Consider the following 25,960-nt stretch of genomic DNA (forward strand, 5'->3'; position numbering starts at 1 on the left):
ACGCCGATTCTTCCGAGGGATACATTGACGACCTGGTCAACCCTCGGCAAGAAACGGTGATAGGGGAAACTTTATCCAAAAATTAACAACAATGAACACATATATAATATATATAAACAAGCTCTGGGGATATCTCCTGAAGCTATGCAAGCCACGAGGAGCAGACATACTGCTGATCAGTAAGGTGCTCTTAGTGTGCTTATTCATGACCTTTCATATGTTGAGTAGTGCTCAGACGCCCCGCAAGGACAGCGGGGCTGATGGGCCTATGAATCATGCATTGCGAGGTACTGTCGTATCTGCTGTAGACAATAAACCATTAGACGGTGTATCCGTCCGAGTCGAAGCCGAAAAGGCTAGAACCTCTACTAAGAAAGATGGAACTTTCAGCCTTTCGGTCGAGGGTCTTAAAGGTCTGGTGAAATTCTCTTATGTAGGTTACAAAAGCCAAGAAATCAATTATACCTCAGGAGTATCGTTAATTGTTAAATTGATACCTGAGGATAATAAACTTGACGAAGTGGAAGTGGTGTCGACTGGATACCAGAAGATACCGAAAGAACGGGCAACGGGAAGTTTCGAGTTTGTAGACAATAAGCTTTTCAACCGGAAAGTGTCGACAGATTTTGTGAGTAGACTAGAGGATGTAGTGCCGAGTATATCATCTATTAAAAATACACAATCTAGTAGGGAAGCATTATTAAATATTAATGTGCGGGGACAGAGTACAATGAGTGCGGAAAAATGGCCATTAATTGTGGTAGATGGGATACCTTATCCAAGTAAGTATACGGAATTTGGATTAGGCATGTTCAATAACATAAATCCCAACGATATTGAAAATATCACTGTATTAAAAGATGCTGCTGCTTCCTCAATTTGGGGTGCGCAATCGGGCAATGGTGTCATTGTAATTACGACTAAAAGAGGGAAATTTAATCAGCCCTTTCAGTTGGATTTTAATTCTAATTTAACTGTTTCACAAAAGCCTGATTTTTATTCTCTAAAACAGATGAACAGTTCTGATTATATCAATGCGGAGCAATATCTCTTTGAAAAGGGTTTTTGGGATAGTCGTATGGAAAACTATAGCTACACATTGTCGCCTGTAATACAACTTTTAAAGAGAAAAAAGGAAGGTTCAATATCCGAGACGGAGCTCAACGCTGAGTTGGATAGATTAAGGGGAGTCGATAGCAGATTTGATTATTTAAAGTACATGTACAGACCAGCGGTAAATCAGCAATATAGTTTGCAGATGAGAGGAGGTGGAGAAAAATTAAATTCATCGATATCCCTCGGGTACGATAATAATAGACAGTCACTGGTCACCTCAAGTTTTAATAGGGTTTCACTTAAGAGTAATACACAATATCGTCCTATCAAAAATTTGACCTTGGATCTAGGTATTTCTTACACGCAATCAAAAAGTAAAGAAAGCTATGTGCCCATGGGATATAATATGATGGTTCAAAATTATCCATACCTGCAATTGGCTGATGATTATGGGGATTCGAAAATTGTCGATGATGTACCTTATAATCCTATTTTTAGAGATACTGTAGCAGGGGGCAGGTTATTAGACTGGAAATATAGACCACTGGATGAAATGGATCAATCGTATCAGATTAATTCGATTAGGGAATCCATGGCTAATATCTCTGCCAATTATCAATTAGCAAAATCACTAAAATTAAGCGGCCTTTATTCCTATCAGAATGTGTATCAACCTAACGAAATTTGGCGGGGTATAGGTACTGTTCAACAGCGTGAACAGATAAACTTTTATACCTCTTGGGATAAAAATGGTGTTACTTGGGGACTTCCTGTTGGCGATTATCTCAACACATTGCATGGTAATTTCAATACTCATCAAGGTAGGTTTCAAGCTGATTTTCATCAATCTATTGGCAGTGATCATGAAATAAATGCTATCGGTGGGGCTGAGATCAGATCGATGAACATGAATTCTATTTCTTCTGTTTTTTTCGGGTATGATCCAGAAACTCTTTCATTTCAGTCTGTCAAATACGGAGCCACTGTACCGGCCTTAAACGGTATTGCTGGCGGAGCGTTCCTGACGGATTACAATCAAATTACGGGTTTTACCAATAGGTTTGTTTCGTATTATGTGAATGGAGCTTATTCGTTTAGACAAAAATATACCCTTACAAGTAGTTTTAGAAAGGATGCTTCGAATCTTTTTGGTGTAAAAAGTAATAGTAAAGGTCAACCGTTTTGGTCATTAGGCGGTTCGTGGTTATTGTCTAAAGAGGAGCTGTTGAAAGATATTGGATTCTCATTGCTGAAATTAAGAGCGACCTATGGCTACAATGGTAATGTGAACAATACGACTGCGGCTTATCCGATTATATATGTGCAATCTTCACCAAACTATACGACTAATCAAAATTATGCATCAATAGAATCTCCACCAAATCCTTCCTTGAGATGGGAGAAGGTAGGGATGTTAAATGTGGGATTAGACTTTGCTTTGTCAAGTAATAGATTAAGCGGATCTATAGAATATTATATCAAAAGACCAACTGACCTTGTTACAAATACACAAATAGACCCAACAACAGGTTTTACTGGAATGAACATCAACAGTGCTGACTTGAAAGGACGAGGAGTAGATATTTCGATAAACAGCAAAAATATAAACTATAATAATTTTAAGTGGATGTCTAATCTTGTTTTTGCGTATAGTAGGACAAAAGTAGAAAAATCCTATCTCAGCAATTATAGAGCTAAAAATTATATTAGTGGCCCCGGCGGATTACTGATGACTCCAATTGAGGGACTAGATCTTTTTAGTCAATTATCTTATAAATGGGCTGGTCTGGATCCACTGGACGGTTCTCCTCGTGGTTATCTTAATGGAGAGGTCTCGAAAGACTATGCCGCTATGGTGAACAGTTCGCTGGTAGCTGATCTGGAAAACCATGGATCTTTGCTGCCTTTATATTTTGGTTCATTAAGAAATACTTTTCAACTAGGTAACCTTGAGTTTTCCTTTAATATCGCCTATCAGTTGGGGCACGTATTTAGCCGTGAATCTTTTGATAATAATTTCTTTATTGAATCGGGCAAAGGCCATGCTGATTATGCCAGGCGTTGGCAGAAACCAGGTGATGAACTTGTTACTGATGTGCCTGCATTTACCTACCCGAATAACAGTTATGCCAGTCAGTTCTATAAGTATTCATCTGCTCTTATTACTTCGGCTGACCAAATTAAATTACGGGATTTGCAGCTCTCATGGCAGATTCCGTCATATTTACTAAGGGGGGTGAAAAGTGTAAGGATTTATGGATATGCTCAAAATATCTGTACCATATGGCGTGCAAATAAATTTGGAATTGATCCCGAATATGGTAAGACTGTTAGGGATCCTTTTGCTCTTTCAGTTGGTTTAAATTTTAGTTTATAACGGAAATCTTATGAAACTATCATGATTTATTCAATCACATTGGGAATGAATAAATCTGATAGCTTCATCACAATTTAAACCGCCGAAGGCAGCATGAATGCTTAAAGGGAAAATTGAATAATGAATAAACAAATTTATACAGATGAAAAATTATATTAGAATATTCGTATATGCTATCTCGATAATAACAATTTCTTGCGACGACTTTTTAGATAGCAAACCTAATCAAAAAATGGCTGTTCCAAAGACTTTGGAACATGCGGATCTACTGTTAAATGATTATAGTACATTGAATTCGGTTTATCCGACTTTTGGTGAAATTGCCTCTGATGACTATTTTATAAGCACCGCTAATTGGAGTGGGCTTTCGGATATGGACGAGAAATTAACCTATAATTGGAGTGATCCCGATATTGCAAATAGTAAACAATGGCAAGCATCATATCGGGCCATTTATCAGGTCAACCAAGTTTTGGAAGTTCTAAAGGATATTGAAAGGAATAAACAGCTATCCTTGTATGACAAGACAAAAGGAGGAGCCTGTTTTTATAGAGCATTTGCGCTACATCAGCTGGCAGTTGTGTTTGCTCCGGTATATGTTCCTTCAAATGTAAATGCGTTAGGGTTACCTCTTCGGTTATCTCCAGATATAGATTTTAAGTCCGTAAGGGCCACGCTTAAGGAAACCTATGACCAGATAATAGCAGATTATCAGATAGCGGTTAGGTTACTGCCAGAGCAGGAAATACTGTTGGGCAGACCAGCGAAGATCTCGGCATACGGAGGGTTAGCTCGGGTATATCTTGATATGTCAGATTATGAGCGTGCATATGCTTATGCCGATTCTGCATTGAACATGAATAATTCAATTATCGATTTTAATACCATCAATGTAGGTTTGAGCATACCATTTAAACGTTTCAATAGTGAAGTCATTTTTTCTGCCAGTACGCCTTCCGCAGGACCGTTAGGTATTGCATTTTGTAGGGTAGATACTAATTTGTATCAAGCATATGGTGCTCATGATTTACGTAAAACAGCTTTCTTTAGGATTGGCTCCGGCACTCCAAATTATTATTCTTTTAAAGGATCTTATGATGGATCAACTTCAGGTATTTTCGTTGGACTGACGGTTCCAGAGTTGCTATTGATAAGGGCTGAAGCTGCAGTCCGCACTAATCGTGCTGCTCAAGCTCTTGCTGATTATAATAAATTACTGAAGAATAGGATAAGTAATACTTTTTATACCCCAAGTTTGGAAAATGATCCTACGAAACTATTAACGCTAATTCTTGAACAAAGACGATTGGAATTGATTTTTAGGGGGAGGAGATGGGCTGACCTTAAAAGGCTTAATAAAGAACCTCGATTTGCAAAACAATTAGTACGTGTACTAGATGGGAAAACATATTCACTTGAACCGAATTCGCTTAAATATGCTATCAAAATCCCTCAAATCGTAATTGAACAATCTGGAATAACACAAAATATAAGATAAGGAATAATGATCAAAAATATAATTTACTTTTTATGTATGTGCATCACATGGAATGCACATGCTCAAAACAAGCATCAAACGAATTTTAGTCAGAGGCTTAATGTTGGGGATAAGATTCCCCAACTGGACAATAGTCAGGTATTATTTAAATCAGCAAAAGACATACAGCTTTATAGCAATGATAAAGTTGTGCTACTGGATTTTTTTGATACTTTTTGTACCGCTTGTATTGCTTCCCTTCCTAAGCTTCAGAAGTTACAGGATGAATTAAAGGAGAACCTGCAAATTGTTATGGTTACATGGCAGGATAAAGCAACAATTGAAAAATTTTGGCAGTCAAATGCTTTTATTAGAGAAAATAAAATTCAATTGCCTGTTATTTATGGAGATACCTTACTACGTCAGTTCTTTCCTCATACGGGGGTTCCTCATGTAGCATGGTTATTAAGAGGACATGTTCAGGCTGTTACTTTTTCAGAGTTTATTAATCGTGACAATATATTGAAATTATCAAAGGAAGGGATAATATCTCTCCCACTGAAATGGGATTTTAATGATGCGACTCTCATTAAAGATGTTGAGGCGAAGAGCTTGTTAGGTGAAGTTAAGTTGACAGGATTTCAAGATGGAAGGCCTACTCAAAGCTATAGCTACAGCTTGGATAGTACGAGTGGCTTTTATAAAACTAGCATCATAAATCAATCGATTATAGCTGCATATACAACAGCATATAGTGAGATATTTAAACCAAAATTTATCTTAAGACCTGAACGAATTGAACTATTGGTTGCTGATTCTTCAAAATTTGATAATTTTAATTCATTTGTAACCTCTCAAGTTTGGCTTTCTCAAAACGGAATCTGTTATGAAAGATTAGACAAACATCCACGAAGTCCTATAGAGCAAGCCAAACTAACATTGTGTGATCTGGACAGGTTTTTGAACATAAAAGTTTACTGGGGTAAAAAAATGAGAAAGGTATGGGCCATTAAGGGAACTTTTCATAGGTCTGATAAAATGGTGAAGGGTAATAAAATATCGAGTACAGATTTTCTTGCATTTGGAATAGATATGCAGAATAAATACCCGATTGTAATTGATTTGGTTGATGTAAAGGAAAGTTTTATGCTGCCATCGTATAAAAATCTTCAAGAGCTTAATGAAGGTCTGGCTAATTATGGATTACAGATTGTAGAGGAGCAACGAGAAATTGACGTACTGGTCTTTGAGGAAGTAAAATAAACAGAAAGGGGCACCGTTAAAAGTGCCCCTTGTTACTAAAGATTATTTACGGGTAATCCTTAGCTCTTCAAGCTTACAGTTGCATTTGAAGTCCTACTATTAAGGGCTTTAATCATTTGATCTTTTACTGATTCAGTTAACTCAGGATGGTTATTACCATCATTTGTTGCTTGAATAGCACAGATTTGATTTGAGCCACTACAAGAAGGTTGACTTGCTTGCAATGTATAGTCTTGAGGATCTACGGGATCACCGCCGCTATTTAATGAAAAATACGCCATTTGGGCCTCCGATCTTTATTACTATATTAACATTAGATTTATAATGGTTACAATCCCTTCTTAAGTTTCGCGAGAACTTGTACACGATTGGCCTACTGCTTATCCGACTATCGGTATCGTACCCTTGTAATCAGGTATTGCAACAGTAGGTCTTCCGATCTTTCAGTGATTACACAACTGAAAGATCAATTTTACCCCGTACCCAGTAGGGGAATGTCGTAAATCTACGTCCATGTGCATCGCGCACCGGACCTGCGCAACAGCAGCTTCCCATTAAAGACCTGCGATTTATCGCAATCTGTCTAGCAGTCCTGCAGCTCATAGCTGTAGACTCGTAGCTCATCATGGAGCTAGCAAAGCGCCTTCTTTTTGGCTGCTTTCCAGATTGTGCTTTATTTGTCTTCTGTTGTTGCATGATGATTCTGTTATTACTCCTTTTTTCTTCTTTCGTATATTTCAAAGATATAGCAGGGATTTTGGCGAAAGTAGGTCATAAGGTGACAGAAATTTGGACAATCTAATTTTTTCTTCTCGCAAGTATTCTGTTAGCCCGATATATCGAGCTCTCGGATGCAAGAATTAATCTAGCAAGCTCCTGTCGACTGAGGTTTCGGTAAAGGTCAGGAAGATTATCTGCTAAATAGAATAAGCGGTCTGTGGTCAGTGTAATACCATCCATAGCCCGTAAGTGTTCCAGTTGGTATTTCTTTTTATGCATTAAAAGCTGTAACAGGGTATCGATGCCTTTATCGTTGTTGCGGTAAGGTTTTATTTTTTTGTAAGGGATCTGCAGTACGATTCCCGGCCGGACAGCAACAATATCCCCCAGTGCTGGGCTTTTACTGTAATAATGCATGGTCGTGAAAAAGCCCATATTGGGCAAAGCAACCGTAAGGATCTGCTTATTATCGCTACATGAGGTGTACCGTTCTTTAACCAGAAGACCACGCAGTACGATGTAAAGATTTTCTTGTTGATCGTCCGATTCATATAGTACCTGTCCTTTTTTAACGCGTAAGATCTGTGCATTTTTCGCTAACCAGTTCCGATGGAAGTCTTCCAAAGGTGGATAAATCTTTTCCCAATAAGAGTAGAAGTCTTGTAGTACTTCTTTTTCTGTGTAATAGGTTCCCATAGTTTAGTCTAAAGTTTTATAAAATACAGCGGTATTGCGTAAACGTCGTAATTGCTCACCGTAAAGATTCGTAAATACACTGATCTCATTGTCACTCAAATAGTCGATGTAGGGTGCGTATTCTTCTAAAAAGTAATGTAGTCTTTCATTACGGTCGGAAAGCTGTCTCAGAAAATCGGATAGATAGTGTTTTGAGTTGTACAACAAATCGATATTTGCCCGCCACTGATTGAATGCTGCTATGTCTGTGCAGATCAGCTGGAGTTTATCAAGCGGTATTTCGAGCAGCCAAGTTGGTGCCAGCGCTTTTGTATAAAACCGAAAACAGACCTGATCATAAATCCAGCAGGTGTCGGGAGCCAAGAGTTGGATCAATGATGAGGGCTCTATGCTCCGTTTGGTCCGGTGGTATTCTTTTAACAGTCCGTGTACCAAAAAGAAAAAGCTAGGATGGGGGTGTTCGAGTCTTTGACCGGGTGCTAAATAGTGAACCCGAATACTTCCTGTTAATTCATTTTTATGCGGACAGCATCTGATACCTAATTCCTTTAATCGGTGAAAGAAATAGGGGAGTAGCTGCGCTTTAATTTCAACATCATTTTTCATATTTATTAGGATTTGGAGATCAACCTATGCAGCATGTTGGTGTAGTATATTTTTCATAATAGGCCATGGCTAGTAGCATGTAAGTCGATCTTTCATAAAATTAGTACCTATTGCTCTGAATAGAAAGGTATATTTTATTCCATTGTGGGGTTGTAGAATTCATTATATGAGTAAAAATATCTCATTGATTAATAAATTGTTTAAAATTGAAATTATTGAGTATATTTTATGTAGTGTACCCTTTTTTTTACTCAATATGGAGAAATGAATTTTTATTTAAAACGATATTTCGATAGATTTAGTGTTTATTTTATTTGTAATATTAAATATATTGCCATATAGACGTAGATTATGAAAGAAATCCATGAGAGCATATTTGAACTGATTGCGGAAATTGAACCGAATCCAATTGTCCGTGCGGAAAAATTGACACAAGTATTTGGCGTTGGACAAAGGTCGGTTATCAATCGTGCAAAGGGATATACGGTGCTCCGGGTGGATGAAATAGAGAAACTGATGGCAGCTTTTAATTTCAGCTGGCTAGATATAGCGAAGCTAAATGGTGAGGTCTCCATTGACAATTCAACTTATGAATATGTAAGACTTACGAAGGAAAATTTTTTTCATGAAATTCCTAATTTTTTGCGTCTTTACCGAGACCTGATGGAAGAGATGCTGAAAATGGACAATCCTTGGATCAAAATCATCTGTTCGGATGTACCGATGTTTCATATTATGAAGTTTGAACATTTGACTTATTTTAAGTTCTATATGTACTATCATCATAAATTTGATAAAACATTAACTTTTGAAAAATTTAGGGAACGTCTGAAACTGCTCTGCCTAGATCTAAGTTTTGAAACGATAGCAACCGCTTATGCTTCCATTAAAAGTGTTGAAATATGGGACAGGAAAGCTTTCGAGGAATTGCTGTTACTGATTAAAGAATGCAACGATTACGGCAAATTTGAGCATGTGGCTTCGCTCAGGGTATTGATGGAAGAAGCGAATTTACTGGCCCGGTATCTCCAGAAATGTGTAAAGTCAGCTCAAAAAGGTGATCGGGAGAAGGTGAATTTTTATGAGTATGGATCCATTCTGAGGGATGGTTTTGTGGTTTATGGAAATGGGGAGCGTCCATTTAAATTGAGCCAGAAGGAATTTATGCTGCAGAGTTTTTTAACCAGTGATGTAGTGCTGCTGGCAGATTTTGATGATTCGTTTGCTACACTGAAAGGCCGTTCTGATGATTTGATTAAAACTTCGGTCCGTAGTCAGCGTTCATTTCGAAAACACTTTCGGTGGCTTTTCAAAATGTACAAAAAATGTATTTTCCATTAAAAGTAGCGCTTTTTCTTTAAACCTGTCAGTTGCTGACTATACAGCAGTTTAGAAGGGAATTGACGCTAACATGAATCATATGGAGGAAAACCAATCGTGTCGTTGTCTCGGACAACCATCGGAATCACAGGGCTGCCAGCATCATTGCTGGTTTGTTTTTTTAGAGTCTTTGAAAAAAGAGATTCTGGATTGCAAAACGGAAATCAAAGATCTGATCTGCCTTAAAATTCCCGATCCACCCGTGGTATTGGTCAATAGCAAAGAGGTATGCGAGTACGCAGCCATCGCGCCTAAAACACTCTACCGCTGCGAGAAGAAAAACATGATCAGCTACCATAGCCGAACCAGTAAAGGGAAACTGTATCGCTATGAGGATATGGTCAAACTGAAAAAAATATACCACAATCTCCCTGATTGATCAGACTGCTGACCGATCCTTATTCCGCCCGGAATAGGGACCTTAATTCTTCTTTCGTATTTTCAATTTTGCTTCAAGTTTTATAATTTTTTGCTGGGATTAGCTTGCCACTGTATTCGCACACTGTTCGGAATGGATTCGGCAATGCTCTACCTCGTCTATACTGTTTGTCTACTGTGCCTCTACAGTTCCTCTAGTATTTTAGTAGAGGCGGGGTATAGGATGTGTATAAGATCTGTGTAGGAAAGCTGAAACTTTCCCGAATCCGACCCGAATAAATCTCGAACTTTTAGTGACTAGTATTTGGTAAAGGAGTGACAATTGGAACCTAGTGACCTAGTGAAGGAGTAATAAGTAAGTGACAATTAATTAGTGACGAAGTGATCGGTGGTAGAGTGATAATAGACGTCCACCATAACATTTTAACCTCATAACTTTCTAACCAATCATCTAACCTTCTAACTATTTAAAAAACGCATAGGACAGCAACTGGACAATTTACTTTTCTTGTGGTTCTTATCCCCAATTTGGACCGGTCAGCAATTGGACAAAGGTCTTTTACCCCTTGATTTTGAGGTGTTTCCTGTCGTATGTTTGCTTTCGTAAAGTGAGCTATACCGGTATGCATCAATGCTTTATGATGGTTTAATTTTTAAATAAGTAAACAATGGGAAAAATTTTGCAAGGAGCGCTAGGAGGATTTAGCGGTAAAGCGGGAGCTATTATAGGTTCGAGCTGGAAAAGTATCAATTATATTAAGGGATTGTCTAAGAAACGGACAAAACCTGCATCGGAAGAACAGCTGATACAGCAGGCGCGTTTTTATACGATAGCCAAATTCATCATGCCGATAGCGCCTTTTGTCGAGCTGGGTTTCGGTCAGATCAATGCCGATATCATGACGCCGACTAATGTGGCGCTGCAGACCAATATCAAGACCGCTGTGGTGGGTACATACCCCAATTTTACGCTTGACTACAGTAAGATACTGATTTCAAAGGGTAATCTGCAACCTGGGGGTACAATAGGGGCCAGTGCTTCGATCGGTATCCTCTCGGTTACCTGGTCGCCGGAGGCGATAGAAATACAGAAAGGCGAGTTGGATGATGCTGTACATATTTTGCTGTATGTGCCTGCTATCGATGAGTTCTTAACGGCTCCTGTTCCACCGACTAGAGGAAGTGGGGCAGTGGATATCGAATATCCTGAACATTTCATGAGTGAAAAGGCACATGCCTGGATGTTCTTTGCCGATAGAAAAGGAAAGCGTATCAGTAGGACGAATTATCTCGGTGAACTGGATTTAACGTAATGGTTTAACCTGTAGCCGGCGCTATGTGCCGGCTACATAATGGATTTGATATGAAAGTATTAGCAATGCAATCTCCAAAAAAAGCTAAAATTGAAAATGGTCGTCAAACTGTTCGGTTGAAATTTCAAAAAGCACGTCAATTTTTGAATCCTGTAAATGCAATTATCCAGATTGGTTTTGCACGGGGCAAAAATAAAGGCACTGCAATAGGTAGGGCCATGTCCTATACCTTACATAGTGCTATGGAAGGCTTATTCCCAGATATCAACGTCAATGCATCTCAAGCAAGATTGAGTGCAGGTGTAATAAGTGGGCTTCGGGTAACGGATATTTCGCGTTTCGGTAAGTCCATATCCTTGTCGTGGGATCCACAAGTATCTCGAGTAGCTTGTACTGAAGACGATGACCGGGTATTGCTTTGTGCTTATGCGGTAGAACAGGAACTTGCTGCTGTCAATGAGGAGCAGGTGTGGCGCAAAGCTGGAAAGTTACAGCTGGAACTACCTGCGGGGATGGAGCAGCTTGGGGTACATCTTTACCTGATCGTACACGATCGTAGTAAACAGAATTGCAGTAATAGTCAGTATCTAGGATGGTATAATTAAGCTCATGGTTATGAAATCTATATTAAAAGTGCTGCGTAAACAGCTGGGGAAGAACAGTACCCTGTCTGAAATCTACCTGAATAATCAGTTTATCTGCTATGGCCTGGAAGATATACCTCGTGCAAAGAAGATACCGGGAAGCACTTCTATTCCCTTGGGGATTTATCCCTTAGGGTTTAATAAGGATGGCGGGATGAATGGTAACTATTACGACCGTTTTCCGAAACTGCATCGGGGTATGATCGAGATCAAGAATATTCCTGGTTTTAGCTATGTCTATATCCATATCGGCAATACGCACAAAGAAACTGCGGGCTGTCTGCTTGTAGGTACTGGATATTTCTTTGAGCATGGAGACTATCGGTTGGTGCAGTCGGTAACGGCGTACAAGAAACTGTATGGAATGCTGGTGGAATTGCTGATGAAAGGGGAGGTGTTTATTGAAGTGACGGAGTAAGAGAAGTGACTAGTGACAGAGTAACGAAGTAACAGAGTGACGAAGGAGGATACCTTGTTTAAGAAGCCACTAACCCACTAACAATCTCACCTCATAACCTTCTTTCTAACCTTCTAACAATTAAACAAATGAAAAATATAGTTCAAAAAATAAGCCGTGCGCTACAGATGGTGCTTATGGCGCCGATAAAACTGCCGGGCAAGGCACTGAATATTATTAAATACATCGCACTGGGTCTTGGTGTTGTGGAAACGGTGCTGGATGATAAAGACGAAAAAGGAGAGGAGGGGTTACCGCCATCAGAGCAAATCCTTCCTAATCAAGAAAAGGAGGTACAGGATGAAGTGGAATGATATCCGAATCGGAACTATCGGGGGAGCTTTGTGTTCGATCTGGGCTAGCTTTTCCTTAGGAGATTTACTCCACACAGCCTTGGTGGCTGTGGTGGGTACTATGGTGAGTTTTGTGACCAGTAGGCTCTTAGGGAGAGTACGGCGACGTAAAAGCGACTAGTTTTTTCTCCTTATTAAATGAGCCGAGATTAACTTTAAAGGTTCACAATCTAAGGGGGTAGTTTTTTACTATCCCCTTTAGATTGTGAATAGTATTATTCTTCTTTTTATACTAAGCCGGTCTTTATAAACCAAATTTTCTTGGATAATAAGATAGGGAAAACATAAAATATTGTCTTAAGTTATTTAAGTATCCCGTAGTAAATTCGGAATTGCTGTTGCGAAAATATATTCCTTTATTCTGTTTCAATAGATCATATGCCGACACTTTAAGTTCCAAATTACTTCCTTTTAACATTCTAAACGATGTGTTTGCATTCCAGATCACCATACGGTCGCTTGAAAAAGTTGATGAAGTATATCGACTGCTGGCATTACTATTGATGCTCCAATTTTTGGATAGGGCCAGGGTAGTACTTAAACCAGTACTAACGAAGTGGGATGCATAATATACAAGATCATCTTCTTTGTTATTTTGCTTGCTGTAATTCCATGTATTAATAAAACCAAAGATAATGTTATTCAGACTGGTGTAATAACAATTAAGGTTTAAATTACTTGAAAACGTACTGATTTCCCGATTTGTTCCATCCGTGTACTGAAAATTATTTCCGCTGTTTACATTACCTTTAAGATTTAAGCTGATATTTTGGTCTTTGCGTAGTAAAAATGCTTTTTCCAAATTGTAACCTAAATTGAGTAAATATGTTGGTTTAGTATTCTGAATGGAATAATATTGAATCTGATTGGGTTTGTTCAGAATACTATCCGCGAATCCATTTTGGATAAATCTCAATGATGGTGATAAGGAAATGATATAACCATGTTGTTTATATTGAGAAAAACTAAATAAAGCTGATAGGATATGTTTGTTTACTTTCTTTAAACTTTTTGCTCCATAGTAACGGTAGCTGGGGTTTATATCATCATAAAAAGGTCGTAATCTATCAAGCTCGGGATATTCTTCCTCATATTTATAAGAAATACTAGCTTTTTGCTGATAAAAATTGACACGTGAAAAAATTTGTTCCAAACCTATTTCAGGCAGAATCGTGAAAAAAAATTGGCTTAAGTTTCTGAAAGCTAACGAAGAATTGTTTTTTTCATTTTGCCAACGAGCTCCGAAATTTATGTTCAAGTTCATTTGACTATTTTTCCTTCCCATAAGGTTATTAGCGTAAAGGGAATGGCGATATGTCAATGTGGGTACGTATATAAATCGTCTAAATTTAGATTGGTGCGTCAAGGAATCAACAAGTACCTTATTGTTGTCCATTACCACATTGTTCTGCTCTGAATGCTGGAAGTTTAAGCTTTGTCTGAAACTAAAATTTTTGAAACTTAGATCTAATTTTAATATATTATTGTTTTCTTCATTATTTTTGGAGTAGCTGCGAAGAAGATATCTATTAAATGAGGAATCTATGTAGTTCGTAAAATTGCTGCCTATTTCATCATTATCATGACCAGTTCTTCTGTTAATTTGATAATATAGATTTAAATTAACTCGATTTAAAATATTTTTAAAATGTTTGATACTTTTATCGGTGGATACTTTGTTGAGCAGATTTATTGCAGTCTGAAAGTTAATGTAATTCGTATTACTGTTTGACTTCCGATATTCGAGATTTTTAGTTTTGTTATATTCATAATTGTATTCGGTTGCTGAGTTACCGTCTGAAGAATTTTCTTTTTGAAAAAAATCTAGATTACTGTTGATGGTAATGGGTCTTTTGTTGAATACATCAGAAAATTGATGATTAAAATTACCATCTAGTTGTTGCGTCTCATTTGTATATACATTAAGAGAAGAGCGTGTGTTGTTTTCTTTTATTGGTTCTGTAAATAATTTGGTTAAAGAAGAATCACTGATATCAACCGTACTATGGTTATAAAATAAATCGGAAATTAAGATATTACTTCTATTGGTCTGATTAGTCTGCATAAAATCATGTTGATATCTAGCTCCTGCGACAGTTTGTTGCGTAATCCCTGGACTCAAAAAGTCGGAACTAAAATCATTTTGCAAGCCTACTCCCTTAAATGTGGTATTTTTTAATAATTGCGTCAAGTTAAAGATATTCTTATTGTTATTATTTTTGGAAAAGGCAAGAGTCGCTTGCCTCATTTTATCTGCATAATTTGTCGTGAGATAGCTATCATGTCTTTTGTCTGTACCATATCCCCCCGTTAAATTTCCAAATATCATCTTCTCACGACCTTCTTTAAGTACTACATTCATAGCATAATTTTTATCATCTGGATTTTCAAGCTGTTGATTTTTTTCTCTGCTGTCATATACTTGTATTTTTTTAACAGCATCTTTAGCAATATTTTGTAGCGCGATGGATTTGTCACTGCCGAAAAATGGCTTTCCATTTACCCAGACATTTTGCAGCTCTTTCCCATTGTAAGTGATTTTATCATCTCCCCACAGCATAAGGCCTGGCAGCTTATAAAGTAAGTCTTGAATAACTGCATTACTGTCTAATTTAAATGCATCAGCATTGAATTCAAGTGTATCGCCATTCATCCGTACTGGAGGCAAAATATCTATGGTGTCTAACTTGTTGTCTTTCATTGGGAGATTAATATGCCCGAAATCTATTTCAGAGTTAGGAGACAAACGTAATGTCTTAATTACTTTTTTATATCCCTGATGAGTCAATTCTATCGAAAGATCTTTATGAATAGGTAAGTTGGTAAGAATAAATTTACCATATCGATCCGAGAGCCCCACTTTACTCACCTTGATTTCACCTTTTTCAAAAACTGAAATTGAAGTAGCCTGCAAAAATGTTGTATGAGCAGAATCTATTATCACTCCTTTGATGGACTGTGAAAAAAGTTCTACCACACAAAAAGTAAGCAAAAGGGTGACAATCAATTTTAACATACCTAAAACACTTTCAGTTTAAACTTTACTAAAATAGGATTGTTGGATTTTATGAGGTTAGCATTTTCTCTCTTCATTTGATGTTTCTCTTCCTCCGATTTATTTCTTGCAGCACTAACCTCATTTGGATATAAGACACTGTATAGGTATTCTCCATCGGTTAGCAAGATATCATTCCATCCCATGATAGGTAGGTAATCGTTAGTAGAGTCAGGAAGTATATTTTTGATGTTCAGAACTTCTTTGTTGGTCTTATTGATAGCAATCCATGTATGATCTCCCGCATAAGATTTTAATTGCAGCAGTAGATAATCTTTGTATGGTAGTACTTGATTAAAACCCAATAGCTTATCTTTACTCTCTTCCATAAACCTATCTGCTTCATCTTTGTCCTTTAAGCTGTATAATTTAGCAGTGTCTACTGATATATCTTTGGGAAAAATAAATTTATATACTTTTTGTAAACCATGTTCGTCTAGTTCAAACAGTTCGTAGTTATTTGTGAAAAAAGCAAAGCATTTTTTTGTTTTACTATCGACTTGTGATAGATTCCTGTCCAGATTATTGGAATACGAAAGTGGATTAAAGTCTTTGTAGGCTATGACGGGTGTGTCATTCATCTGTATTGCGGTTAGCGATTTCCTCTCAATCACGTTGTCTGGACTGAAATACGACCAGATTGTTTTATTGATCTTTATAGAATTATCCGATTGTTGTGTTTCTTTCGGAAGTTCAATAACATTATATTGTCCCTGGTTATTGATTTTAACAACATAATGGATTAAACTCAAAGTAAATCCTCCATCTTCACTGATCATGTTTTGGATAGGCTCAGAATGGGGTATTTTAAAATCACTGGCCAGAAAAGTTTTAGTAATCTTTCCTGAAGTATTGATTAATTGGAATTTATTATTGGCATTGGAAAGAACTGCAAGTGTACTATCTGTAATGCACATTTTGTTAATGAAATTTATTATATCTTCTTTTTTAACCGATGAAATTGGAATGTAATGTAAGTTAGAAATTTTATCCCGTACTAATCCTCCGGAAGCATGTTTTGGAGAAATTCTTACTTCTTCAACCGGTACTTCAGATGAGTAGAGTAATTTTTGTCCCTTTACGGTAAATGAATGAAAAAATATATAAAGTAAGATGATAGGCTTAATAATATAAAAGATATTCATTTTAATAAATAGGTTAAGTGGTTTTAAATTAATGAATTTGGAAATTATAATTAGTACTCTAAAATACAAACAAAATGAGATTTTTTTACAAAATATTAAAATTATTTTACGCAATCGATTGATTTAATTTTATATTTTGATCTGTGGATTATTATGTTTTACTTCAGGGAATATTACACAGCCTCTTATGATGTGTAATAAAACTAACCAGAAAATTAACTACGTATTTGTTAATTAAAATTAATAGACTATAGAGTATGAATATCAATCTGAATAATCGTTTGATTTATATTATAATTATCTTAATTATATCAAATAGTGTAATTTTATATAATTACTATAAAGGTTCCAGTAATACTTATAAGCTAAATAATAAATCAAATAGTGCTTCTCAAGACCTCTTAAGTGCCAATTTTGGGTCATTAATAACCCAAAACGAAGGAGTCGCAGTGGATAAAAATGCAGAATTAATAAATCTTAAAAATGAAAATTTGACTCTTAATCAATTATTATTATACTTTGATAATAGAATAATTTTCAGATTTTCTTCTTTAGATTGTAGTGTATGTATTCAACGTATCTTTAATGTTATTAACTCATTTCCAAAAGATGTTCAGGCTGCGAAATTTGCAATAATTTATGACGGTGATAGTTTTAGGAATTTTGATATTAAATTTAATGATATTAATACACTTGTTCCTGCTTATATTATTTCACCTGAAAGTGAAAACTATGTTAAAGGAAATTTTCTGAATATTCCAGTTGAAGGTAAAGGAATGCCATTTTTCTTTTCACTAAATGCTTTAGGAGAAACTGATAATATCTATATACCAGACGAAAACAAACCTGATTTTACAAAAAATTATTTGACATTTTTATTGAGAAAATTTGATCAAACTAAAACTGGTAGCTGAGAAGTATGATAAATTTTCCAATATATTGTTCCACATACTTTCTGAGTTAGAGTAAGATTATAAACGAAAGCTTATGACTAAATTATTTAATAACAAATTATTGTATTTTCTTGTGCCATTACTACTTTTAGTAGGTGTTTATAGCCATTTTACATCGGTATGGTTCAGCAAACCTGATGATGACTGGATGTTACTTGATAATATTTTAGTTACTCAATTTGATTTAAGCTACTGGTATTTCAAAAAGGTTTTTATGCAAATAAATGATATTCAGTATTCCCCTATCAACACAATATATTATGCTCTTATCTACGAAATTGATGGTTTTAATCCATTCTATTTTCATTTTTTCTCAATTGCTTTTCATTTTTTTAATTTTTTATTATTGTATTTAATCATTCCAATTTTAATTCCTGAGTTGAAACAGGACAATTTTCTTGTTTTAATAGTTAGCTTATTATGGTTAATACATCCACTAAATGTTGAATCAGTAATTTGGATTTCTGCATCTAAAGTCGTTTTAAGTACTACATGCTTATTATTGTCGCTTTTATTCTTTTTAAAAATAAAAAAATCATGGAGAAGGACTTTTTTTGTTTCTCTATGTTTAGTAATGGCTTGTTTTATTAAAGAACAATCAATTTTGTTTCCTGTGGTATATTTAGTATTGGACTTAATGTTTTTTAAACAAAAGGTAAATGTGATTGAATATATAATATATTTTGCCTTTAGCGTAATATTTGCCGTAATTACGCTTAATATTAATAAAACGGTTATGGATCTTGTTGAGTTTTCGTATGTGGAAAGAATTTCTTTATCTTTTTATTCAATATTTTGGTACCTCTATAATGCTATATTACCATCCAATCTGCACTATCATTATCCTTTTCCTATTATTCCAGGCCAAAATTTACCTTGGCAAAGTATTTTTTTTATTGTTGTATTTATTATTTCACTCTCATTCTTAATAATTTCGAAATTTTATAAAAATAAATATTTTTATCTGGTATTGGTTTCAATCATATTAATTTCCCTATCCCTTCATATTGTGCCAATGTATAGAAAAACAATCTGCGCTGATCGTTACATGTACCAGCCTCTGTTATTTTTATTGCCTTTCCTGACCAAATTGGTTATAGCTGATAATATTCGTTTACAGAAATATAGATATTTAATTTCAATCGCATTTTTAATCTTCTTTTCCTGTTATTCAAATATTTTAGTAGAAAATTGGATAAACCTAAATATAAAATGAAAAATCTATTATTAATGCACCTTGTGCTAGTATGCATTTTAGCGCAATCTTGTCAGAATAAAAATTCGATGAAAGTCATTTCAAAAAATGATTCTTATCTCACTTTAAGTGCACCAGATGTAAATTTAAAAGCAAAAGATTTATTTAACGAAGTTAAATTAATTCCGCTGGAAACAGCTCGCCATTGCTTGGTGGCGAATATAGATGATATTATCATCACAGATGACAATTTCATTATTTTGGATAAATCTTCAAATCGAATTTTAGTATTCAATAAGGACGGAAAATATATTCGTGATTTTGATAACAAAATCAATACATCTAAAATGATTTTTTCAGAAATATCTTTTAACGAAGTAAAGAAAATATTTTTGGTTAAACCTTCTAATTTTTCTGAGATTCTATTTTTTAACTTAGATGGAAAAATTGTTGGGAATTATACTCCAACCTTTGATTATAATTATTTCTATGGTTTTGGAGATAATATATTATTTGTGAAGAATTATAAAAATTCATTAAAAACGCAAGTAAAGGATAGTACGGATACATTAATTGAAATAGTTGACATAAAAAAAGGGAAAACAACACATAAATTGTTTGAATATGTAACTAATGCTATATACAAGACTGATATTTATGATAAAAAGAAATCTATCTATAAAAGTTTTGATCACACTCTCACTTTTGCCATTCCAGGAAGTCTATCATATTATTCACTGAATAAAGATTATAATATTGCCTCCACTAAGATAGATTTAAAGAGCATCGGATATAAAGAAATTCCTGAAGATTTTCTTTTGGATATGAAATACTTAGGAAAAAGAAATAAAATTTTAAAAAGTGATCCGGACTTATTTTATGATATTTCATCAATCTATTCCACGCTAAATTCTACGCTCTTCACAATAGGCAATTTAAGGAAAAATTTGCATGTGATTAGTAATACAAACCAGAAGCCACAAATTATTGAAAAGATTACCTATACTTCTGATCTCTTTTATGCTATACCTCCAATAAATCAAGAGGTTATAGGGGCTGATCAAATGTATTTCTATTCTTATTATAGTAGTTCAGATTTTTTTTCATTATTGAATCAAATGCCATTTAAGGATAAATATCTTGCTGAAGATCCTATCCTAAATAATTTTTATGTTAATAGTAACTTGATGTCAAATCCAGTATTGGTTGCTTTCAATTTTAAACACACACACCCTTAATAATTCTTTTTATGAAAATTTTTAAAAAATATTTTGTTGTATTACTAGGTATTTCTGTTTTTATTCATTTTTTTATAAATCCATATAATATTTTAGATAGTAATGCGAGTACCACGGGAACCTCGGGTGCTACGCGTGACGAGACCGAAACAAATTCGTCTGGAGTAAAATGCACTACGCAGATAGTAGAAAATTCTAATGCAATAATTGATAAGACCTATCCTGACCAAGTATGTGCAACTTGTCGTTGGCGGGTAATTGGAGTGGTTACAAAAAAAACGGGGGGTGTATTTGATGTGAAGTATGAATACAAAGAAGCTACTATGAAAGCAACTGTGCAAACTTGTAAGGCCCCTAAAGAGAATAATAATTTACTAATTTGTAAGACAATTGCTATTGCTGGTGGCGAATGTCCAAGTGATGAAGTATTTAATGCTGCGACATATAATGGCCCTATTGTGGATGAAAGTGGTCCAGGTTCAGGTGGTCCAGGTTCAGGTGGTACCGGTACAGGTACAGGAACGAATTAATTAAATAATAAATTATAAACCTGGTGTGTGTGTTTATAAAATGTTTTTTTTGATAGGACAAGTGCTTTTACAATTTATGTATTGGAAATGTTAATTATTCCTCATTCTACCGAAATTTTCATAATAAGTCTAATCATATGAATACAAAAATAGCCCTAGTAATTCCTTGTTTTAATGAAGCAGAGGCAATCTTAGATACGATCAATATACTTACTAATTTACTTACTACTCATATCAAATCTAGTTTAATTTCTCCTGAAAGTTTTTTGCTATTTGTTGACGATGGAAGTAATGACGATACATTTTCTATTTTGAAACAGTGTAAAACTGATAATATGAAAATTCTGAAATTATCTGCAAATAAAGGTCATCAATATGCTTTATTAGCAGGATTGCAATATGTTTTTAATAAGGCAGATTGTTGCATAAGTATAGATGCCGATTTGCAAGATGATCTTTCTGTTATTGAGAAAATGATATTAAAATTTCAAAAGGGATACCACATTGTTTGCGGGGTTAGAAAAAATAGGGATACTGATACATTTTTCAAAAAAATTACAGCGCAGTTTTTTTATAAATTAATGGGTGTTTTTGGCGTAAATTTAGTCAAAGATCATGCTGATTTTAGGATGTTGTCAAATCGTGCCCTTTGTGAACTTAATAAATATCAAGAATATAACCTATTCTTAAGGGGGATATTTACTGTTATTAATTTAAAGTTAATAACAGTTGAATATACACAAGGGCGTAGAAAGAAGGGGAAAAGTAAATATAATCTTACAAAAATGTTGTCCCTGGCAATTCACGGAATAACTTCATTTAGTACTGCCCCAATTCGTATAATTACAATAATTGGATTGATAATATTCTTAGTTTGTATAATACTGAGTGTCAATGTGTTGTTTGTGTTTTTAACTGGAGAATCCGTGCCCGGCTGGGCCTCTATCACATTGCCATTATACTTTTTAGGTGGAATTCAAATACTTTCCCTTGGTATATTGGGAGAATACATTGCTAAAATTTACAAGGAAACTAAAGGCCGTCCACATTATCATATTGACGAAATTATAGAATGAGACTGTTACTTAAATACTATTTATTCAATGCTATTACATTTATATATAATTTATGTATTTATGAATTGTTACATTACTTCTTAAGTAACTATATGGACAGACTTTTATTATCCGTAATTTCACATTTACTTACTATTCCCTTTTCCTTCTTTATTAATTGTATCTATTGTTTCCCATTTTCTAATATCTATGCTAAGGAAAAGTTTATTAGGTTTATTGTAGCAACATTGTTTTATTTTGCTTTTCACTTTTTATTTTTTTTAATAGTAAGTCACTACGCATTTACTGATTTTTCTAATCATTTCATAACAACTATACTAAGCTCTATTTTGAATTTTTTTGTATTAAAACTTTTTGTATTCAAAATCACTTCTAAAATTACAACGAATGGTGCTGATCGAATAACAATAATTCCCCACGCTGACGATTTTGGGGTGGCAACAGAAATATCGCAAAATATTTTAGATTGTGTTAGTAATGGATCGATATCCAGAGTTAGTATGATTTGCAATACAAATACTTTTCTTCAGGATGAACTCAGTAAACATTCTACAGCATTAACGTATGCATTTCATATCAATTTAGTTGAAGGGAAACCAATTTCTAATAAATTGGCCGTAAGTAGTTTACTAAATGAGAATGGTGAATTCAAATCATCTTTTTTTACTTATACTTTGCGCTATTATTTTTCAAGTAACAAGAACAAAAAAATACTTCGAAATGAAGTAAAAATAGAAATAGAAAGTCAATTAAAGAAGTACCAAGAACTTACCAAGAATAAAGAAATACATATAGATGGACATACACATATTCATATGATCCCATTTATTCTGAATATTATCATTCAATTAAAAAAACAATATAACATTAAATCAATTCGCTTGCCAAGGGAAAAATTTTACTTTGGAGCGGGACTTAGAGATTATTTTTCTTCGAATCTAATTAAGCATTTAGTTTTAAATATTCTTTCAGAAATTCAAATTAGAAAAATAAAAAAGGAGGGTTTTAAACATAATGATTATTTGATTGGTATTTTGTCTACAGGCTCTATGAGTGTTTCTTCACTAACTAATGCAGTAGATTCACTATCAAGAAAAAAACAAAATATGATTGTAGAAATATTATTTCATCCAGGATTTGTAAATGATAGAAATAATATTGAGTGGACAAAAAATAATATTTTTATCGATTATTACTCAAATTTTCAAAGAATAAAAGAAAAGGAGATGCTATTTTCAAAGGAATACAAGTGCTTACTAAATACATTTCACATAGTAAATAGGTTATGAAAGTTTTTTTAGTGATTGACGAAACGAATTTTTACCAACCAAATTTTATTAATAGCTTACTTCAAAATTCAGAATTTGTCTTTGTTGGTTGCGCATTAGTAGTAAAGGTACCAAGAAAAAACAATATTGAACGTTATTTAATTCGTAATATGGGGTATCTATTTCCTTCAGAAATTCTCAAATTAGGTTTTAAAAAGATTAAATATTGGTTATTTAATAAAATATGTGTGCATAATAAAAATAAATTTTATAGTGTAAAAACTGTATTAAAATTTTATAACATACCATTTTTTTATGTTAAAGATAACATTAATGAGAGACAGTATTTAGATAAAATAAAGAATTATTTGCCTGATGTTATCCTTAGTTCTAACTCTCTATACTTTAAGGATGAAGTATTAAATATCGCAAAATACTGTATTAATAGACACAGTTCATTGCTACCATCGTATGGTGGATTATGGCCAGTTTTTCAGGCTTTGCGTAATAATGAGAAATTTGTTGGTGTATCTGTCCATTTAATGACAAGAGGGATAGATGAAGGGAAGGTGATTTCTCAGGAAAAAATAGAAGTTCTTCCATCTGATACCGTAGATACACTTTATCAAAAATGTTTCGAGCTGAGTACAATTGTCTGTATTCGTGCAATGAAAGCATTGTCATCAAATACAGTTGAGAATATTGATACTCCTGATATTTCTTACTATAAATTTCCAACTAAAAAACAGTGGAGGGAATTTCGCAATAATGGTAAGAGGTTTATTTAAGAGTTTACGTATCCAGCTAAGGAACTACATATTTGATTTTTCGATGATTAGTTTATGTTTCTGGGGGAATAGATTTTTTTAAGTTTTTGTGGTTTATGCATGCTATGTTCTGCAAGCTATGCTTTAGCCAATTGAAAGGATTGATCTCATGTTTTTGCAGATAACAAAGAATGAATAGATCATTGCTGCACGCTGTGCCATTTCATGGCTTCCTGCAAAGCGGTTAGTTTTTACGTTCGATTGCAATTGGTCTGATTGCATTTTCGAAAAGATTATTGTCGATGAGCAGATTTCCATGGTAAAGATAAGCAGATAAAGCATCCCATCTTGCATAGGTATAAGGCATGGCTTTTCCGATCTTGCTTTTTGGAAGTGTAGCTGTTATGGTTAACTTCCCTGTTCTTGATTTCTTCCTAAAAACTTGGCATTTTAAAAGTATAGAATTCGGATCAGAATTACTAATTTTAAATAAGAGGAAAAACGATGAAAAGATCGAAGTTTACCGAGGCACAGATTGCCTTTGATATCAAGCAGTCCGAGACCGGGACCCGAGTGAAGGAAGTATGTCGCAAGCTGGGTATCAGCGAGGCAACATTCTACAATTGGAAGAAGAAAAAGGGTGGTTTGGGGGTTTCTGAACTACGAAAGTTATGTCAGTTAGAGGAGGAGGATGCACAAGTTTCTTAACTTGTTGCAGATCTGAGCTTGGATAAGCAGATGTTGCAGGACGTATTAAAAAAAAGTATTTGGTATTACAAAAGTTGTAAGCGTGCAGATACTTCCCTACGTTTAAGAATACGAGATATTGCGGAGACTCGAGTGCGTTATGGACTTTTTCTCCGACGCACTGTTTGATGGGAAGAGAATCCGTTGCTCAACTATAGTGGATAATTCCGTAAATGCATTGCAATCCATGTTGGTACTGTGGTGAGCTTTGTGACCAGTAAATTGCTTGGCAGGGTGCGACGGCGCAAAAGTGACTAACTGTTTTTTCTCCGTAATAAGTAAATAGGTTATCTATTAGAGCAATATCTAATCTAAAGGGGGGAGTTTTTCACTATCCCCTTTTTATTTTAAATAGATACGATATTATTATTTATTACCATCTTGTTTTGGTACAAATGTTACCCTCTTCTCTTCTGGGTTATAGTACATTTTTGAGAACATTTCTACAAAACGGAAAGTACAAAAATTAAAATCCATCAGATGTTCTTCGCTGATAACAAAATCTTTGAATAGGTGATTGTTTATAACCAAAGTGTCTAGTGTTTTAAACTTCTTATGAATTTTATTTTTACTTTGATCTTCGAGATCAATGGTTCTTTTGGATATAAATTCAAAGTTATTTTTGTTCTTATTAATCACTAAAGCAGGATTTACACTAAAAGTATCAATAGAATTTATAATAATGCCGTCCGCCATACCGGTATCAAATAAAAAATTATCTTCCATTTCCTTGCCAAATTTTAATTTAAAGAATGGGATTTTAGAATTTTTTATAACATTGATAATTGGTAAAACAAATGATTTTTCTTCTGATTTTTCCTCAGGAAATTCAAGGTTAGATATTTTGATAATTTTCTTTTGAAAATCAAACTTCCAGTGTAAAGTGGAAATGATATCCTGTCCGATAAGCCCTACTATCTCGGGCTTATGCCGATCTTTTAATTTAGAATATTGATTAACTCGTATTTCTTGTGGGGGAATCTGAAAACCACCAATTTTTGCATAATCCATAGTGGCTACTTCTGTATCAACAAATAGAATTACTCTCACGTGGGTTACTGTATCTGTTCCCTTTTTTGCTAACATCTCTATCGGTATATTTCTAAGTTTAACCTGATTTTTTAATATCATAGAAGCTTCAGAACCAGTATCCCAAAGAAAGAGATAGGTTGAATCTTTCATGGTCACAGGTATTAATATTTTTGAAGAAGTGCTGGATTGAATTAAAGGTATTTGATATTCGAACCTCTTTGGGCTCATGTTCTG

Annotated in this window: 24 protein-coding genes and 2 pseudogenes; 18 read left to right on the forward strand and 8 right to left on the reverse strand. The window is 34.6% G+C overall.

The genetic code is table 11. The features are described from left to right. The first annotated feature begins 91 nt into the window (after window positions 1-91). The 3 genes from EDF66_RS06565 (at window position 92) to EDF66_RS06575 (ending at window position 6,173) form a co-directional block, all read left to right on the forward strand. Entirely contained in the window at window positions 92-3,433 is a 3,342-nt protein-coding gene (locus tag EDF66_RS06565; protein WP_132841450.1) for a SusC/RagA family TonB-linked outer membrane protein, read from the forward strand. Between the two features lie 142 nt (window positions 3,434-3,575). After that, window positions 3,576-4,931, forward strand: coding sequence for a RagB/SusD family nutrient uptake outer membrane protein (locus EDF66_RS06570; RefSeq protein ID WP_132841452.1), 1,356 nt, complete (start codon window positions 3,576-3,578; stop codon window positions 4,929-4,931). Between the two features lie 6 nt (window positions 4,932-4,937). Further along, window positions 4,938-6,173, forward strand: coding sequence for a TlpA family protein disulfide reductase (locus EDF66_RS06575; protein WP_132841454.1), 1,236 nt, complete (start codon window positions 4,938-4,940; stop codon window positions 6,171-6,173). Window positions 6,174-6,232: 59 nt separating this feature from the next. On the opposite strand, the gene EDF66_RS06580 is transcribed toward EDF66_RS06575, so the two are convergent. The 4 genes from EDF66_RS06580 to EDF66_RS06595 form a co-directional block, all read right to left on the reverse strand. Next, a complete protein-coding gene (locus tag EDF66_RS06580) occupies window positions 6,233-6,454 on the reverse strand; it encodes a hypothetical protein (RefSeq protein WP_132841456.1) in 222 nt (73 codons plus the stop codon). A 169-nt stretch (window positions 6,455-6,623) separates the two neighbouring features. Beyond that, entirely contained in the window at window positions 6,624-6,869 is a 246-nt protein-coding gene (locus EDF66_RS06585; RefSeq protein ID WP_132841457.1) for a hypothetical protein, read from the reverse strand. 102 nt (window positions 6,870-6,971) lie between these two features. Then, the gene (locus tag EDF66_RS06590) at window positions 6,972-7,589 is read right to left on the reverse strand and encodes a Crp/Fnr family transcriptional regulator (protein WP_132841459.1); all 618 of its coding nucleotides are present in this window, start codon (window positions 7,587-7,589) and stop codon (window positions 6,972-6,974) included. A 3-nt stretch (window positions 7,590-7,592) separates the two neighbouring features. Beyond that, the gene (locus tag EDF66_RS06595; protein WP_207898494.1) at window positions 7,593-8,024 is read right to left on the reverse strand and encodes a hypothetical protein; all 432 of its coding nucleotides are present in this window, start codon (window positions 8,022-8,024) and stop codon (window positions 7,593-7,595) included. A 522-nt stretch (window positions 8,025-8,546) separates the two neighbouring features. Between EDF66_RS06595 and EDF66_RS06600 the strand changes: the two genes are divergently transcribed. From EDF66_RS06600 to EDF66_RS26070, 7 genes are all read left to right on the forward strand, one after another. Then, entirely contained in the window at window positions 8,547-9,536 is a 990-nt protein-coding gene (locus EDF66_RS06600) for a hypothetical protein (protein WP_132841462.1), read from the forward strand. Window positions 9,537-9,615: 79 nt separating this feature from the next. After that, window positions 9,616-9,954, forward strand: coding sequence for a hypothetical protein (locus EDF66_RS06605; RefSeq protein ID WP_132841464.1), 339 nt, complete (start codon window positions 9,616-9,618; stop codon window positions 9,952-9,954). Between the two features lie 667 nt (window positions 9,955-10,621). Next, window positions 10,622-11,266 carry a DUF6266 family protein gene (locus EDF66_RS06610; RefSeq protein WP_132841466.1) on the forward strand — a complete coding sequence of 215 codons (645 nt, stop codon included), beginning with the start codon at window positions 10,622-10,624 and terminating at the stop codon, window positions 11,264-11,266. Between the two features lie 50 nt (window positions 11,267-11,316). Beyond that, window positions 11,317-11,871, forward strand: a complete 555-nt coding sequence (locus EDF66_RS06615; protein WP_132841467.1) for a DUF6266 family protein — start codon at window positions 11,317-11,319, stop codon at window positions 11,869-11,871. A gap of 10 nt (window positions 11,872-11,881) precedes the next feature. Further along, window positions 11,882-12,328: a DUF5675 family protein gene (locus EDF66_RS06620; RefSeq protein WP_132841469.1), complete on the forward strand. Its 447-nt coding sequence runs from the start codon at window positions 11,882-11,884 to the stop codon at window positions 12,326-12,328. 128 nt (window positions 12,329-12,456) lie between these two features. Then, the gene (locus EDF66_RS06625) at window positions 12,457-12,681 is read left to right on the forward strand and encodes a hypothetical protein (protein WP_132841471.1); all 225 of its coding nucleotides are present in this window, start codon (window positions 12,457-12,459) and stop codon (window positions 12,679-12,681) included. Then, window positions 12,668-12,841, forward strand: coding sequence for a hypothetical protein (locus tag EDF66_RS26070; RefSeq protein ID WP_165902392.1), 174 nt, complete (start codon window positions 12,668-12,670; stop codon window positions 12,839-12,841). Before EDF66_RS06625 ends, EDF66_RS26070 begins: the two co-directional genes overlap by 14 nt. Window positions 12,842-12,964: 123 nt before the next feature. Here the strand turns inward: EDF66_RS26070 and EDF66_RS06630 are convergent, their stop codons facing one another. Both EDF66_RS06630 and EDF66_RS06635 read right to left on the reverse strand, forming a co-directional pair. Beyond that, window positions 12,965-15,736, reverse strand: coding sequence for a hypothetical protein (locus EDF66_RS06630; protein ID WP_132841473.1), 2,772 nt, complete (start codon window positions 15,734-15,736; stop codon window positions 12,965-12,967). 2 nt (window positions 15,737-15,738) lie between these two features. Next, window positions 15,739-16,920, reverse strand: a complete 1,182-nt coding sequence (locus tag EDF66_RS06635; protein ID WP_132841474.1) for a hypothetical protein — start codon at window positions 16,918-16,920, stop codon at window positions 15,739-15,741. Window positions 16,921-17,177: 257 nt separating this feature from the next. Between EDF66_RS06635 and EDF66_RS06640 the strand changes: the two genes are divergently transcribed. The 7 genes from EDF66_RS06640 to EDF66_RS06670 all read left to right on the forward strand — a co-directional run bounded on the left by EDF66_RS06640 (window position 17,178) and on the right by EDF66_RS06670 (window position 23,968). Continuing rightward, a complete protein-coding gene (locus tag EDF66_RS06640; protein WP_132841476.1) occupies window positions 17,178-17,834 on the forward strand; it encodes a hypothetical protein in 657 nt (218 codons plus the stop codon). A 73-nt stretch (window positions 17,835-17,907) separates the two neighbouring features. After that, entirely contained in the window at window positions 17,908-19,089 is a 1,182-nt protein-coding gene (locus EDF66_RS06645; protein WP_132841478.1) for a hypothetical protein, read from the forward strand. Further along, on the forward strand, window positions 19,086-20,306 hold the full coding sequence (locus tag EDF66_RS06650; protein WP_132841479.1) for a 6-bladed beta-propeller: 1,221 nt from the start codon (window positions 19,086-19,088) through the stop codon (window positions 20,304-20,306). The genes EDF66_RS06645 and EDF66_RS06650 overlap by 4 nt, the downstream gene beginning before the upstream one ends. Before the next feature lie 11 nt (window positions 20,307-20,317). Next, window positions 20,318-20,836, forward strand: a complete 519-nt coding sequence (locus EDF66_RS06655; RefSeq protein WP_132841481.1) for a hypothetical protein — start codon at window positions 20,318-20,320, stop codon at window positions 20,834-20,836. 137 nt (window positions 20,837-20,973) lie between these two features. Continuing rightward, window positions 20,974-21,912, forward strand: coding sequence for a glycosyltransferase family 2 protein (locus tag EDF66_RS06660; RefSeq protein WP_132841483.1), 939 nt, complete (start codon window positions 20,974-20,976; stop codon window positions 21,910-21,912). Between the two features lie 92 nt (window positions 21,913-22,004). Then, complete coding sequence (locus tag EDF66_RS06665) at window positions 22,005-23,201, forward strand: carbohydrate deacetylase (protein ID WP_165902393.1); 1,197 nt, start codon at window positions 22,005-22,007, stop codon at window positions 23,199-23,201. Further along, window positions 23,198-23,968, forward strand: coding sequence for a formyltransferase family protein (locus EDF66_RS06670; protein ID WP_132841486.1), 771 nt, complete (start codon window positions 23,198-23,200; stop codon window positions 23,966-23,968). Before EDF66_RS06665 ends, EDF66_RS06670 begins: the two co-directional genes overlap by 4 nt. Before the next feature lie 24 nt (window positions 23,969-23,992). Here the strand turns inward: EDF66_RS06670 and EDF66_RS26305 are convergent. Next, window positions 23,993-24,341 (reverse strand): annotated as a pseudogene (locus tag EDF66_RS26305) (IS66 family transposase); the annotation flags it as partial. A 110-nt stretch (window positions 24,342-24,451) separates the two neighbouring features. Here EDF66_RS26305 and EDF66_RS26310 point away from each other — a divergent pair. After that, window positions 24,452-24,799: pseudogene (locus tag EDF66_RS26310) on the forward strand (transposase); the annotation flags it as partial. 261 nt (window positions 24,800-25,060) lie between these two features. On the opposite strand, the gene EDF66_RS06685 reads toward EDF66_RS26310, so the two are convergent. After that, window positions 25,061-25,876: a hypothetical protein gene (locus EDF66_RS06685; protein ID WP_132841490.1), complete on the reverse strand. Its 816-nt coding sequence runs from the start codon at window positions 25,874-25,876 to the stop codon at window positions 25,061-25,063. Window positions 25,877-25,960: the final 84 nt, after the last annotated feature.

Source organism: Sphingobacterium sp. JUb20 (genome assembly GCF_004342035.1).
GTDB classification, from domain to species: Bacteria; Bacteroidota; Bacteroidia; order Sphingobacteriales; family Sphingobacteriaceae; genus Sphingobacterium; species Sphingobacterium anhuiense.

What these genes read in the sequence shown, in the direction of transcription:
- EDF66_RS06575 (WP_132841454.1), top strand. Translation starts at nt 4,938, where the DNA reads ATGATCAAAAATATAATTTACTTTTTATGTATGTGCATCACATGGAAT.
- EDF66_RS06650 (WP_132841479.1), top strand. Translation starts at nt 19,086, where the DNA reads ATGAAAAATCTATTATTAATGCACCTTGTGCTAGTATGCATTTTAGCG.
- EDF66_RS06630 (WP_132841473.1), bottom strand. Translation starts at nt 15,736, where the DNA reads ATGTTAAAATTGATTGTCACCCTTTTGCTTACTTTTTGTGTGGTAGAA.
- EDF66_RS06580 (WP_132841456.1), bottom strand. Translation starts at nt 6,454, where the DNA reads ATGGCGTATTTTTCATTAAATAGCGGCGGTGATCCCGTAGATCCTCAA.
- EDF66_RS06635 (WP_132841474.1), bottom strand. Translation starts at nt 16,920, where the DNA reads ATGAATATCTTTTATATTATTAAGCCTATCATCTTACTTTATATATTT.
- EDF66_RS06655 (WP_132841481.1), top strand. Translation starts at nt 20,318, where the DNA reads ATGAAAATTTTTAAAAAATATTTTGTTGTATTACTAGGTATTTCTGTT.
- EDF66_RS06570 (WP_132841452.1), top strand. Translation starts at nt 3,576, where the DNA reads ATGAAAAATTATATTAGAATATTCGTATATGCTATCTCGATAATAACA.
- EDF66_RS06685 (WP_132841490.1), bottom strand. Translation starts at nt 25,876, where the DNA reads ATGAAAGATTCAACCTATCTCTTTCTTTGGGATACTGGTTCTGAAGCT.
- EDF66_RS26070 (WP_165902392.1), top strand. Translation starts at nt 12,668, where the DNA reads ATGAAGTGGAATGATATCCGAATCGGAACTATCGGGGGAGCTTTGTGT.
- EDF66_RS06590 (WP_132841459.1), bottom strand. Translation starts at nt 7,589, where the DNA reads ATGGGAACCTATTACACAGAAAAAGAAGTACTACAAGACTTCTACTCT.
- EDF66_RS06565 (WP_132841450.1), top strand. Translation starts at nt 92, where the DNA reads ATGAACACATATATAATATATATAAACAAGCTCTGGGGATATCTCCTG.
- EDF66_RS06600 (WP_132841462.1), top strand. Translation starts at nt 8,547, where the DNA reads ATGAAAGAAATCCATGAGAGCATATTTGAACTGATTGCGGAAATTGAA.
- EDF66_RS06605 (WP_132841464.1), top strand. Translation starts at nt 9,616, where the DNA reads ATGGAGGAAAACCAATCGTGTCGTTGTCTCGGACAACCATCGGAATCA.
- EDF66_RS06625 (WP_132841471.1), top strand. Translation starts at nt 12,457, where the DNA reads ATGAAAAATATAGTTCAAAAAATAAGCCGTGCGCTACAGATGGTGCTT.
- EDF66_RS06615 (WP_132841467.1), top strand. Translation starts at nt 11,317, where the DNA reads ATGAAAGTATTAGCAATGCAATCTCCAAAAAAAGCTAAAATTGAAAAT.
- EDF66_RS06620 (WP_132841469.1), top strand. Translation starts at nt 11,882, where the DNA reads ATGAAATCTATATTAAAAGTGCTGCGTAAACAGCTGGGGAAGAACAGT.
- EDF66_RS06670 (WP_132841486.1), top strand. Translation starts at nt 23,198, where the DNA reads ATGAAAGTTTTTTTAGTGATTGACGAAACGAATTTTTACCAACCAAAT.
- EDF66_RS06645 (WP_132841478.1), top strand. Translation starts at nt 17,908, where the DNA reads ATGACTAAATTATTTAATAACAAATTATTGTATTTTCTTGTGCCATTA.
- EDF66_RS06610 (WP_132841466.1), top strand. Translation starts at nt 10,622, where the DNA reads ATGGGAAAAATTTTGCAAGGAGCGCTAGGAGGATTTAGCGGTAAAGCG.
- EDF66_RS06660 (WP_132841483.1), top strand. Translation starts at nt 20,974, where the DNA reads ATGAATACAAAAATAGCCCTAGTAATTCCTTGTTTTAATGAAGCAGAG.
- EDF66_RS06640 (WP_132841476.1), top strand. Translation starts at nt 17,178, where the DNA reads ATGAATATCAATCTGAATAATCGTTTGATTTATATTATAATTATCTTA.
- EDF66_RS06585 (WP_132841457.1), bottom strand. Translation starts at nt 6,869, where the DNA reads ATGCAACAACAGAAGACAAATAAAGCACAATCTGGAAAGCAGCCAAAA.
- EDF66_RS06665 (WP_165902393.1), top strand. Translation starts at nt 22,005, where the DNA reads ATGGACAGACTTTTATTATCCGTAATTTCACATTTACTTACTATTCCC.